8 protein-coding genes are annotated in these 13,887 nt (G+C 44.7%); 1 reads left to right on the forward strand and 7 read right to left on the reverse strand.

The window, feature by feature from the left end; genetic code table 11:
- Positions 1–281: 281 nt before the first annotated feature.
- The 5 genes from AYI87_RS04220 to AYI87_RS04240 form a co-directional block, all read right to left on the reverse strand.
- Positions 282–686: a hypothetical protein gene (locus AYI87_RS04220; protein WP_144199883.1), complete on the reverse strand. Its 405-nt coding sequence runs from the start codon at positions 684–686 to the stop codon at positions 282–284.
- Positions 687–821: 135 nt separating this feature from the next.
- A complete protein-coding gene (locus tag AYI87_RS04225; protein WP_144199885.1) occupies positions 822–1,862 on the reverse strand; it encodes a tetratricopeptide repeat protein in 1,041 nt (346 codons plus the stop codon).
- A 366-nt stretch (positions 1,863–2,228) separates the two neighbouring features.
- Complete coding sequence (locus tag AYI87_RS04230; RefSeq protein ID WP_144199887.1) at positions 2,229–5,876, reverse strand: Ig-like domain-containing protein; 3,648 nt, start codon at positions 5,874–5,876, stop codon at positions 2,229–2,231.
- On the reverse strand, positions 5,873–6,469 hold the full coding sequence (locus AYI87_RS04235) for a hypothetical protein (protein WP_144199889.1): 597 nt from the start codon (positions 6,467–6,469) through the stop codon (positions 5,873–5,875). The genes AYI87_RS04230 and AYI87_RS04235 overlap by 4 nt, the downstream gene beginning before the upstream one ends.
- Positions 6,470–6,994: 525 nt before the next feature.
- The gene (locus tag AYI87_RS04240) at positions 6,995–7,399 is read right to left on the reverse strand and encodes a glycine zipper family protein (RefSeq protein WP_260865068.1); all 405 of its coding nucleotides are present in this window, start codon (positions 7,397–7,399) and stop codon (positions 6,995–6,997) included.
- Between the two features lie 885 nt (positions 7,400–8,284).
- Between AYI87_RS04240 and AYI87_RS04245 the strand changes: the two genes are divergently transcribed.
- Positions 8,285–11,203, forward strand: coding sequence for an AAA family ATPase (locus tag AYI87_RS04245; protein WP_144199891.1), 2,919 nt, complete (start codon positions 8,285–8,287; stop codon positions 11,201–11,203).
- Between the two features lie 474 nt (positions 11,204–11,677).
- Here AYI87_RS04245 and groL read toward each other — a convergent pair whose 3' ends face one another.
- Entirely contained in the window at positions 11,678–13,327 is a 1,650-nt protein-coding gene (gene groL / locus AYI87_RS04250) for a chaperonin GroEL (protein WP_144199893.1), read from the reverse strand.
- A gap of 48 nt (positions 13,328–13,375) precedes the next feature.
- Positions 13,376–13,666 (reverse strand): co-chaperone GroES, encoded by a 291-nt coding sequence (locus tag AYI87_RS04255; protein ID WP_011864277.1) that lies wholly within the window; start codon positions 13,664–13,666, stop codon positions 13,376–13,378.
- Between the last annotated feature and the right edge of the window lie 221 nt (positions 13,667–13,887).

Consider the following 13,887-nt stretch of genomic DNA (forward strand, 5'->3'; position numbering starts at 1 on the left):
CTAATGATTAGTCAGGAAAAATAAGATGTTAGGAGTTATGGGCTACGTATTTGTTGCAGTGTAAAACAGCAGCAACCGCAAGCCGAGCGGCATTTTACCACCCCAGCGCCGTTCAACAACGACTTTTTCGATTAACAAATGTTCAGCAAACTGGAAACACTTAGGTTAAGACGGACTGCAGGGACAAGGGCTAGCACTGAGTAACTAGCAGCAAAGAATTGGTATTGAAGAAATAGCGATTAAAGATAGGCGGCGCGCCCGAAAACGCGCCCAACGAGGGATTAACGCACCCAGCGCATTAACTGATTGGCATCCTGCACCGCGAGCTGGCGCTTCACCAACTTGCCCGAACCGTCAAACAGCAGGAGTTCGGCGGCGCCTGCGCGGTATTTGGCGATCAGCTTATCCCCCTCTGGGGTGCCGACTCTGGCCAGCAGAAACAGTACATTATCGCCCAGGTGGCCCCGCGCCTCGTTCATCTGCTCTGTCTGGGTATGGCTCACCGCCAGATTAGGGTCGTAGACAAACACCAGGGCCGGCGTGCCCTTGCCTATCTCCTCATGGGTCGCCTTGAAGCCCTTGGGCATCATCATAAGCAGCAGCGCGATCATGCCCACCACGGCCAGACTCACCCCAATCGCCATCCAAGGCCCCCGCTTAGTCCCATTTAAATGCTGATTTCCCATGCCGCTCGCTCCCTTTGATAACCATTCCAGACACAAAACAGTCACCATGCTACCCAAGCAAGCTGAGGCAAATCTTAAAAATGGGTAATTGTTCAGGTTAAAGCCGATCGTCAGCGCAGGGGCCCAGATAAAGAGTTAGGCCGCGCTGCGCAGATGCTTAAGGTTATGTAGCATGGCGAGCACACGTGGCGTCATGATCCTGTGGGCGGTCGCTCTGGCCGACTCCTGCGCCTGCTGCAGGGTGCGACTATCCAGCAATGTCGCCAACCTCTGGCTGCGGGCCATGGGAATGTCGGACTCAGAGCAGGCTGCGGCAATATAGGCCCAGCGATAGGCATCGACCAGCTCGCCGCGAGCCTCAAACAGCATAGACAGACGATACTGAGCGGCGGGCAAGCCAGCATCAGCCGCCAGCAGATAACTCTCGATGGCGCGATCCAGATTGGCCGCGCTTTTAGCTTCTGCACCCGCATCTAAACCTAGTCCATGCTCCAGCATGTAACCCAGGTTAAGCGCCGCCAACATATCGCCCTGTTCAAACGCCCTCATGAAACAGGTCATTGCCTCGGCGTGACGCTGCGCCTTGGGCACCTCGATTGGCCAGTCCTCTGCTAAGCCAGAATCTCCTATACCTGAGTTGCCAAAGCCAATATTTACATAGCCAGTACTCATAAAACCAGGGTCACGCAGCAACATCAGGCCGCGAGCGGTAGTGGCGCGGATAATGCCCCCCTGCTCCGCCGCCTCAAACAGTGTCAGCGCCGAGCGATACTCCGGCGCTCCACCTAAGCCCATAAGCTGCATCATCCCCAGATGATAGGCCGCCTCCACATCCTGCTTCCTCTGCCAGGCCTTCTGACACCAACGTTTCGCGCTACGCACACTCGACCCCACAGGCGTCACGCCGATGCAGGAGAGGTTATAGTGAAACCAGGCCTCCTCTGGCGGCAGATCTTGCCAGGCCTCTAACAGACGCTGATAACGGCGGAGATGCTTTTCGCCATACTCCTTCGCGCTCGGCGCGTCCCAGTAGATAAACAGGCGCTCAAAGCCCTGCAGATCTAACCAGCCCGGCATTATGGTCGGCTTACGTCGCCCCTCGATAAAAAACACGGCCACAACGAGCAGCGCCAGCATCACGGCGATCACCAATACCGGCATAAGATCTTCATGCATGTTGTGTATCCATACCATCGACAGCCAAGGAGCTGTTATTCCTTGAGAAATGAAAGCCGCATTATTGATTGAAGCGAGAAGAAAACCAAGCACCCAGTGAAAAGCGAATGAGGAGATGACAAGAGCAAATTCTGGCACGATGGCCCTACAATAAGCTAACTAGTTCAACATCTTGTGGCTGTATTAGTGCAGATTAAAGTTTACTCTGCCTCACTCATTCAAACTATTCAAAGGCCCAATTACGCCTGCAGACTCGGACTTTAATTCATATCGGAGCTGCTATCTTGACCCCTGCCGCCAAAAGCAAATTTCTGGCAATAAAAAAGCAAGCGATTAAGCTTGCTTTTGGTTGCGTACTAAAACGTGTTATTTAACACGACGGCGCATGAATGCTATTGGTGCAAGAAGTAATGCTAACCAAGACAAACTACCACCTGATGAGCCTTCTTTTTCTGGTTCTACCGGCGCTTGACCTTCGCCATTAATAGTTACCGTCACAGAGGCTGTCACTTCAGCATCACCATCAGAGATGGTATAAGTGAAGTTCTCAGTGGCAGATTGCCCTTGATATAAGTTAGCAAACTGTCCATTAGGACTGTATGTCACTGTACCATCATTGTTATTGGTGACCTTACCCTTCAATGCATCAACATTGATGGCTGTGACAGTGAGTGAGTCGCCATCAGCATCGGTATCATTTGCAAGTAAGGCAATTTGTATATCACCAGACTTGGTCGTTACAGCTGTGTCAGCGACAGCAACAGGATTTTCATTAACACCTACAACACTTATGGTCACGTCAGTCGTGCTTGTCGCGCCAATTTCATCTGTGATGGTATAACTAAATACTTCATTGGCCGTTTCACCTTTAGCCAAATCGTTAAACTCGCCGTTAGGATCGTACACAAAGGTGCCATCACCATTATCAGTCAGCTTACCTTTCAAGCTAGCTTGTTTAGCAGTGAGGGTAAACGTATGACCATCAGCATCGGTATCATTCGTTAATGGGGATATAGTGACTGTTGAATTCTCATTAACGCTGATAGCATCGGGCATCGCCGTGGGTGCTGTATTAATTTTGATGCTGACATCAACGGTTGATTCTGCAAAACCACCTTTGTTGTCGGTAATGATGTAACTAAAACTGTCTATTACAGCTGAACCTGGTGCTTCATTTGCAAAAGCATTACCTGAGTCATAGTTGATAACATTACCTGAAATCGTGACAGCGCCCTTCGTCGCTTCGGTCGTCACACTCTCGATAACAAGAGTATCGCCGTCTGCATCGGTATCATTTGCCAATGGTGAAATCGTCACTTTTTGGCCAGACCAAATAGTCACTGTATCTAAATTGGCCACAGGTGCATTATTTGGTGGAACGTCAGTGTTTAACGGTTCACCCGCGCTGACCTGATATCCACCCGTATCTGCAGTGTCATCTTCATGGCTAACAACAACATACAGTGTCGATTCCAGCTCAGACTTAGCTAACTTTGAGAACACATAATCTGTCGCTGATGGGTTTGTTGCTAAGGTGATACCATCAACAATTGCCGTAGACGCATCTGATTTATAAACGGTTAACTTAGGCTTCATACCTAAGCTAGCATCTGTCACGCGCACCACGAGATCTTTGCTCGTATCTATGTTTTCTAAGACATAGAAATCAAGGTCGCCAGCACTGTCAATCACACCATTGACGCCGGCATTCGTCGTCTCGAGTGTAGTGGCATTATGATAACTGTTATCACCGTCATAATAAGGCACATCGCTAACAACTAATGAAGTCTTAGCAATACGTACAAAGTTCTCTGTGATGTTTGGCAAAGCTTCTTGTACTGGCTCAGAGCCATCTAATGTTGGCGTAAATAGCCCTGTAGTGGTATATCTTGCCTGGCTATCTTTGTTATCAACATTCACTTCGACTTGGTAAATACCATTCTTATTGTATGGCGCAACTGCTGAGTAAATACCGTCACCTGCAACAGCATCACCTCCTTGACCATTGTCAAACATTTCCAAATCCGTCGCGTTGCCCATAGGATCCTTGATCGTCGCGACAACGTTAGCACCAGTGATAAGTTTATCTTTGGTTAACGCAGTCGTTAAAATCATAGGACTCGGATAACTTACGGCATTACCAGCAAAGCCCTCAACTGAAACGGTATAACTCCCCGCAAGGCTTGGTTCCGCACTGACATTGATTGTCGCATCGAGTGGACGATTAGCATTTGTATTTATCAGCTCAAGTTGCCATTCACCATGGCCCAGTGAGGCAATAACGCTATTAGGAATATTAACATTACAAGACTGCCCGCCAGATACGGTAACGCAATCAAACGCCAGGCCTTCTACTTGATTACCTGAGGCGTCTTTAAGCAAGAGTTGCAGATCTGCGGTGTCACCATTATGGTTTACGAAAATGTTCACATTATCTAAACCAGAGTCGATATGAATCCCCTGAGTGGCGTTCGTATTGTTTACAACATTAATCGTTGATGACACTAAGTTTTGGTTATCAGTGGCAATGGCATTGGCTTGTAAGAACGCATCGACAATTTCCGCGAGTGTCGTGGGTGAAGAAAAGTATTTACCACCTGTCGCATTCGCCATTGTCACTAAAGGGCCCGTAGGCGAAGCTGAACCATAACCGAAACTAAAGATAGGCACATTTGCATTTTGATAGGCCGTGATGACTGAGGCTTCATTTTTTAAAGAGGCATTATCATCACCATCAGCGAGTACGAAAACAACACCTGGAGCACCACTTGCCGCAGCTGTCTGGTAGGTCAGCAAATTATCAAGCGCCAGGGAACTGCCATCGAATAATGCCGTTGAACCGTTGGCATAGAGTTTATCAATTGCGCCTTTCAGCGCTTGTTTAATACCAGTATCCGGTTTAGGTATTTTCTGCACGGCAAAATCTTGATTCACACTCGAGCCACTAGAGAAAGACACTAAGCCCATCGCGGTACTGCCTTCAGCGGTAGCATCTACAAGTGTTTTCGCAGCCTGTTTCGCGTTATTAATCGGCGACCCATACATGCTACCTGACCTGTCCATAACGATCTGCATATCGATATCGCCTTCAACCCACACAAAATTGAGCTGATCACGACAACTAGACTGAGTCTCAGGTAACTCTGTCTTAACTGGGTTGCTTGCATCAGGTGCATTATTAGCTAACGTAGTGTATCGAGTACGAGTTGGTTGGGCTGTTTTTCGACCAGATTTAGGGTCATCTTTCACATCTTGGGTTAGCACTTCCCAAGCGCTCTTTCCATACACTCGGCCCTGCGCGGTACGGTTTACATCACCAATATTGTTCGCGGTTGAATGATTCAACCATTTCATTTCACCGTTTCTCGCCTGCCATTGATTACTCATGATGGAATCAGTGGCGACATCTGTGCTAAGCGACGCATTTGCCACCCCGGATACCGCATTACCTTTATATTCATCATATACACCGTAGGCATAGTGTCCCCACTCATGCGCTAAGGTATAACCCGCTCCGAGAGGATCGGTAAGCATGTTGTGGTCTTTACCTTGTCCAGCGCCATTGGGGAACACATCGCCAAACCAGATATGCATACCATTGGCACCAAAGCCCGCGGCATTAGCACGCGGCCATTCACGCTCGCCCCAAATAATATCCGACTTAGATCTATGCTTATTCTCTCTGAAGATACTTATCTTTCCGAGCTTATGCTCCCCATTCGATTGCTCACATACTCCATCGGCAAAATAACCTAAGATTTCTTCGTAAGCCTTCTGCTCATCACCTTCGGGATTATTGTGCAAAGACACAGTAATATCGAAAACAGCATTCGACGAGTCAGAACTCATTGCTGAAACAGCTTGCATATGGTTAGCAGAAACAATAGATTTTTCTTGCTGTTCAGTAACAGTGTTTACACGCGATAACCAACTGTTTGCAGCCATAGCTGAACTGGATGTTAAAGCCAACCCTATACAGATAGCGACCTTACTTAGTTTATTTTCCTGTATCACTTCATATCTCCTTTAGAAAGCAATAATAGATGGAAGGTATATTTACCTTCTTTCACAACGAGTGTTCCGTTCTTCGTTAACTGTTTTGAAATTGCAGGGTACAAAGACGAGAAATCAGCCAAAGGTATTAGCTGAAAAATATATTTAATGAGTTTACCCTCGGGTAATTCGAGGTCTGCAGGAATATCATTGGGAATGTGCAATACAATAATGCTTGGTTCGACAACTAACTCATGAATGACAGAGTCATATGAATACGGAAATGAGCTCGGTTCAATTTCACAGTACTCTAGCTGCCCACTAAACCAATACTTATAGGCATGACCAACACGTGTAACATCTTCAGCAAGAATGTTTTCAGAACATAGACTTACTGGTATTTCGCCACTCACAATCTTGTGTGACAAAAGCAGCCCATTAGAGTCAAACTCGATGACGTCGATATCACTCTCATTGAGTTCACGAATAATCTGAGTTGTATATTGGCGCTGAACATCCAAGGATGAATTAAATCTATAGATGGCTTTTGCTTGTATTTCTGTACAAAATACAAACAGCAATACAGCCAAAAGAAGGGAAATCTTTCGTTTCATCCGTGAAAACTTGCTCGTCCTAAAAATCTGCTAGCAATGCTAACAAAAATGAAAAAACTTTTGTATTTTTTTTAGCATATTCACAAAAAATTAAACCTGTTTCTATTTATAGACTCTATTCACCATTAAGAATTGGTATGCAAATAGGGCAATTATTTCGCTCCACACAGACAATCCAACAAAAAGTGTAACATGGTACACGTTTTAGCTATTCAAACTGAAAAACAGGCTAAAAGTGTATCTCATAACACTTTTGAGTGGTCAGGATGAGAAATCCTAGTCGGGCCCCTCTCTCTAGCGCACGGCCGCAACGAGCAGCGCCTGCATCACGGCGATCATCTAAACCGGCATAAGATCTTCATACATGTTGTGTATCCATACCATCGACAGCCGAGGGGCTGTTATTCCTTGAGAAATGAAAGCCGAATTATTGATTGAAGCAAGAAGAAAACCAAGCACTTAATGAATAGCGCCCGAAGAGATCACCAGGGCAAACGCTGTCGCGTTGCCCCTACAATAAGTTAACTAGTTCAGCACAGTGTAGCCGCGATTGGCCATGCATTTCTTCATCACATTGTCATTTTCAAGCTCATAAGCCTTGCCGTCATGCTGCTTCTCGGCCCTGTGCTTCAGCGCGCCAGAAACCAAACCGATGCCCGCACCGACTTTTGCGCCATTGGAGCCGCTACCACCCGCAATAGCACTGCCCGCCGCACCTATGGCCGCTCCTCGTGCAGCAGAGCCTACCATGTCACGCCCCGCCGAATTGCCCTGCTCTCTTTGAACCTGCTGGCTAAGCGTCTGACACTCATACAGATCGGCGTGATACTGAGTCTGGTCGACATCCTTTGTATCGATAATCACATTGGCGCTGACCATCAGAGGCGCAAGCGCACCGAACATCATTAACTTGGGGAGAATCAATTTCATCTTTACCGTCCTAACATAAAAAGTTAGCCGCACTTTAAGCCAGGAACCGACAACCCACTAATCCCACTTGAAGGATGAAACCCTTCCAACACAGGCGTAGTCTAACGAGCAAATCCCGCCCAGAGTTAACACTTTTATGGAGCCATAACATCTAGGCAAGGCTTGCCTTATGCGATGGCGATACTGTAGGATAAGTTAATATTTTGTTGTTAAAACAACATTTAAGCACTCGCTAAAGTACGCAAAAGAATGTCAGGGATGGCGCCGCTCTCATCAGAGAGACGGCATAAGGCAAGGACAGCTTTCACACCTCACCTCAAACTCCCCCTCTCTGGCACGTTGGCTCTGGCTCAGCCAACTTTAATGCAATAGCAAAGCAGATAAGCAAACTGCACAGTTTGTGACCTTGGATAAGGTTTTATCCGCGGCAGCTTGATAGCTTTATGTTTTTATTAGATTAATCTGATTATTCGCGCTCTGGGATAGCTAGAATTCTCTGCGGTAGCTATCGCTTGTGCCAGTGCCAACACTTTGGATTTAAGATGCCAAGCTGCGCTTGGCGAAAGTCGTGGTGTTCCACACCACACCAGGGGAAAGGGGACCGTTTCGACAGGCCCCCTTGTCCAATCCCCCTACGACCCGCGACGAAGCGGAAATCTCCTTCAGGCTTATGATGAAAATTGGCTAGCGCGCCAGACGCTCATCCCTGATTCGACTGGCGCTACGTCGGCATCCGTGCCTCGTTACGCCATTTTCATCAACACCCTCGGCCGCTTCGAGCGGGAATTAGCGCAATCAGAATCCCGCGTATAAAACGGCACTGATTAATTTACATTACAATTTTCAACTTTGATTACTACCTTGATATTTGATAAAGGAGTTACTTTGGTCAGTTTATCTCAAAAAGAAATCTCCCTTCAAAAACTGAAAGAACTATCTAAAGATTTTCGAAGTAAAGAGAAGAACATTCATTCAGCAAATGAAGCAGCAACAAGGCTATTGATCATAGATGAGGTATTGAAAGTTTTAGGTTGGAATCCAGAAGAATTTAATCCAGAGACGCATACTAGGACGCACGGATATATAGATTACTTACTTAAACATAATGGCGTCCCCAGATTGGTAGTTGAAGCTAAAAAAATAGGATTAACATTCTGCACGCCCACGAATAGAAAGCTTACCCATCATGAATACACAGTTTCATACTTTAAACAAGCATTCAAACAGTTACTTACCGAAACTATTAAGCAAGCTTCATCATATTGTTATGATAGTGCAGTAGTTCACGCCGTTATAACAAATGGTACTGAATGGATGGTGCTCCAGTTAATACCTAAACCAGGGAAGAGCATTGACAGCATGAAAGGGGTATACTTTGGAAATATATTCAAAGAAAACTTTTACTTTGATTTATTCTATGAGCTTATCTCTAAAGAACGTGTCGTTTCAGGAAACTTGGAGAGCTACTTAAGTGAATTAAATTATGTTCCTTCACCAATCCACAAAGTTCTAAAATCTGACTTTGGAAATTTAAAGTGGCGAACATATGAAAAAGAAAGATATCTAGATGAGTTCTATCGCAACTTCTTTGACGAAATTACAAATAGTAATCAAAAGAAAATGTTAGAGCATTGTTTTGTAAGCGATTCAAAACTCGAGCAATATCGCGGTGACCTTAAAAGGATATTAAGAGATACTCCACCTAATTTTCTCCCTTTGGGAACGGAGGATATGGAGCCAGGAGAAGGTGCTGCGTCAATAATAGAGGAAAAAGGTTCAGGAAAAGTTGTACTAATAACGGGATCTGTTGGTTGTGGAAAAACCACTTTAGTAAAGAAGGTCTTAAGCGAAACAAAACAATTCCATAAAGCAACAACCGTTCCTATACTAGTTGATCTAATCAATGATGTCTCAAAAAATGTAAAACAAGCCAAAGATCTAATATTCAAACGAATAAATGAAAGTTTTATAAATGAGTTTCCGGAAATCAATCATCTTGATTCACTAAAAAGCATCTATAAGGCTGAGCTTAACACTCTCAGAAATGGACCTTACAAAAATGTCTTTGAGTTGAATCAAGATGCGTATGTTCAGAAAGAAGCTGAAGAGCTAGAACGCCTTAAAAATGATATTGAAAATTTTGTTATTCGTGCGTTAAAGAATAAAACAAGCAAAAATAGCAATGTTATATTGATCATAGATAATGTTGATCGAGCGTCTGAAGACTTCCAAGAAGAAACATATGTAATCGCGCATAAATTATCTAAAGAATCAGGTGCTACTGTGATCATAACAATGCGAGAGTTTACATATTTTAAAAACAAAGATAAAGGTTGGTTGGATGTTAGAAGTGGAGACAGAGTTATTCATTTAAAGGCTCCTGACTTCAGCAAATTGATAGCCAAGCGAATTAAATATATTGAAAACCACTTCGATGAAGACTTTAGGACTAAAGAGTGGCGAAAAAACTACAATTACAAAGAATTCAAAGATTATTGTTTCAAGTATGCATCAGTAATTAGAAATAGCATACAGCGTGGAGCAACGGGACAAAGGGTTCTAGAAACTCTATCATGTATATCATGGCATAACATAAGATTTTTTCACGACTTACTGCGACAAATCCATAAGCAACTAGGATCATCATTAAATGGATGGAAATATGAAGAGGTAATCGCTGCGTTAATGATAAGCCAGGATGATGGCCAAGACAGCATCTTACCAAATTTATTCATACCTTATCAAAATGTGAACCAGGCCTATTATTTAAAGCTAAGAATATTATTTTTCCTCAACTATTCGCTGAAACCAAATGAACGAACACACGGAATCCCTAAAAATAGGATTGTATGTTTTACACAAATGTATGGATATAGAGGAAGTTGGTCTATTGCTGTAATTGAAGAGTGTGTTAGACAACGGCTTGTAGAATGCGTAGAAATACCCGCTGATGGTGATGATATTGTAAATTTCAATATAGAAAATGGAGAAACTTTTCGAATTTCACCACTTGGCTCTATGATTTTACAAGAAATTTTGCATGAACAAACCTATTTAGCTCTATTATCCTCTGATCTACCATTTCATGATTTAGAGTCTTATAACAAAATAAAAAAGGAATATTCAGAAGTACTATCATATATGGGGGAACGAACTAAAAACGAAATACTCAAAGATGGTATTGATTTACTATCTTCATCACAGCTCCCCAAAGAGTTAGGTTGGTATTTATCTGAACAATATAAGCTAGAAAATATTTCATCCTCTGGAGCTAATGCCTTGTCTGAGGTCAGACTAACTGAAGACAAACTGCAAAGTTTCATTCACTCAATAACATTTCACAATAAAGTAGCCACCCCCAAAATAGACAATCCAAACCAATATACATTGGATCTACCGGAGCTCACTGACATTATATCAGCACCGGCAGTTCAAAATAATGAAGATGACATAATCGAGTCTGATTTGGTAAGGGAGCTATTACCTCACAATCTGGAAAATCTCAAAATAAACAATTCAGAATTCATACCACTTATTTTATGCGCTCTAGTAATTAGAAAATTTTATGGATTTGAAAGTAATTATGGAGTTGATATTACAAAAATCATAAATGATTATCTAGTTGATGAAAATAACAAAAAGGAATCCACGAATGTATCTCGATCATTGAGATCGGCAAAGTTTAAGTCACTCCCTTGGCTATTAACAAGAGACGATTTACATTCTAAGTTTAAATCCTTTTCTCTAAAGGATAACTGGAAGGATTATTGGCAAGATTACTTTAATGAAGCACCTAAGTTTTAATATATAAAGTATTCACCTAGAATTTATGACAAACTTAAAATATCCTGAAAAGTAGTAATACCACCTTAGCTACTTTATCCTCATGACCCAAACTATAAAAAAGCTCCGATACCATTAGGTATCGGAGCTTTTTATTCATTTGGTTTCAGGCTGTTAAGCTTTAGACCAGCATTGCTTCTAGCGTAGGAAAAATCGTTTTAGAGCAAGGCATCTTGCCGCGACGTTTAGCTGTCTGCTAACACCTTACAAGCATGTGGCAACACAACGCCGCTCACTCTCTCACCACAAAGAAAAAGCCCCGATATCTTAAGATACCGGGGCTTCTCATTCATTTGCTTTCAGGCTGTTAGGCTTAAGACCAGCAGATGTTTTTGCGTAGGATAAAACGTTTAGTACAAGGCGCTGCGAGCGAAGCATACTAATAGTATGTGAGTAAGCAGCAACGCCGTAATCAACGTTTTAGACCAGCAAAAATTACATCATGCCGCCCATTCCGCCCATACCACCCATGCCGCCCATGCCGCCCATATCGCCAGCACCAGCTTCTTGCGGTACATCACCCACCATAGCTTCGGTAGTGATCATCAGACCTGCGATAGATGAAGCGAACTGTAGCGCGCTACGAGTCACCTTAGTTGGGTCAAGGATACCCATCTCTAGCATGTCGCCGTATACGTCGCTACCGGCGTTGTAACCATAGTTACCAGAACCGTTCTTAACGTTGTTCGCCACCACTGAGGCTTCTTCACCTGCGTTGGTTGCGATTTGACGTAGTGGGGCTTCCATGGCGCGCAGTGCGATAGTCACACCGTGCTTCTGGTCTTCGTTAGCCACGTCCAGCTCGCCAATCTTAGAGGCAACGCGGATCAGGGCAACACCACCACCGGCAACCACACCTTCTTCAACGGCGGCGCGAGTCGCGTGTAGCGCATCTTCTACGCGAGCCTTCTTCTCTTTCATTTCAACTTCGGTGGCTGCGCCAACCTTGATCACTGCAACACCGCCGGCCAGCTTAGCCATACGCTCTTGTAGCTTCTCTCTGTCGTAGTCAGAAGTAGATTCTTCTGCCTGGATCTTGATCTGGGCAACACGGGCAGAGATCTGCTCTTGCTCGCCGGTACCATCGATGATGGTAGTGTCATCTTTGGTGATCACCACGCGCTTAGCGGTACCTAGGTCTTCCAGAGTCGCTTTTTCAAGCTCTAGACCGATCTCTTCGGCAATCACAGTACCGCCAGTCAGGATAGCGATATCTTGTAGCATCGCCTTACGACGGTCACCGAAACCAGGTGCCTTAACCGCAGCAACTTTAACGATGCCGCGCATGTTGTTCACAACCAGAGTCGCTAAGGCTTCGCCTTCAACGTCTTCGGCGATGATCATCAGTGGCTTACCGGTTTTCGCCAGACCTTCAAGGATTGGCAGTAGCTCACGGATGTTAGAGATCTTCTTGTCAACCAATAGGATGTATGGGTTTTCAAGTTCAACGCTGCCGGTTTCTGGCTTGTTGATGAAGTATGGAGACAGGTAACCACGGTCGAACTGCATACCTTCAACCACGTCCAACTCGTTCTCTAGGGCCTGACCTTCTTCAACTGTGATCACGCCTTCTTTACCAACTTTTTCCATCGCAGTTGCGATGATTTCGCCGATTGACTCGTCAGAGTTAGCAGAGATGGTACCTACCTGAGCGATCGCCTTAGTGTCGCTACACTCTTGAGACAGGGTTTTCAGCTCGGCAACAGCAGCAACAACCGCCTTGTCGATACCACGCTTAAGATCCATTGGGTTCATGCCAGCGGCAACGGCTTTCAGGCCTTCGGTCACGATGGCTTGTGCCAGTACGGTAGCAGTAGTGGTACCGTCACCGGCGGCGTCGTTGGCTTTAGAAGCAACTTCTTTCACCATCTGCGCGCCCATGTTTTCGAACTTGTCTTCCAGTTCGATCTCTTTAGCTACCGATACACCATCTTTAGTGATCAGCGGCGCGCCGAAGCTCTTGTCGAGAACTACGTTACGGCCTTTAGGGCCCAGGGTAACTTTAACTGCGTTAGCCAGTACGTTTACGCCCGCAAGCATTTTTACGCGAGCATCATTACCAAATAAAACTTCTTTAGCTGCCATGTTCTGTATCCTTTAATAAAATTTTGGTTAAACGGGATATTGAGTGGGTTATTCCACTACAGCCATTAAATCTGATTCAGAAAGGATCAAGACCTCTTGGCCGTCGATCTTCTCTTTCTTCACGCCATAACCTTCGTTGAAGATCACTATGTCACCCACTTTTACGTCCAGTGGCTGCACAGTGCCATTTTCAAGAATTCGGCCATTGCCTACTGCAAGAACTTCACCGCGAGTTGACTGCTCGGCTGCACTACCTGTTAGTACGATGCCACCGGCTGATTTTGATTCAACTTCAGAACGCTTAACAATGACGCGGTCATGTAATGGACGAATATTCATCTACGGACTCTCCTAATGATTTTTTTGCCCAACAAACGTTGGCGGTTTATCAAATTAAAAGTGCGGCGAGATCGCTTTCGCCGCGGGATGTTCGATATATGGGGATGGGGTTGATGAGATCCAAGGGCTTTACAAAAAAAATCTGATTTTTTTTAACTGGGTTTTATAAAAGATCAGCCTTTCCTGATAGAATTGCCCTCCTTCTGTTACCTAGGCATTCC

The organism is Shewanella sp. KCT, assembly GCF_007636505.1.
Lineage (GTDB): Bacteria > Pseudomonadota > Gammaproteobacteria > Enterobacterales > Shewanellaceae > Shewanella > Shewanella halotolerans.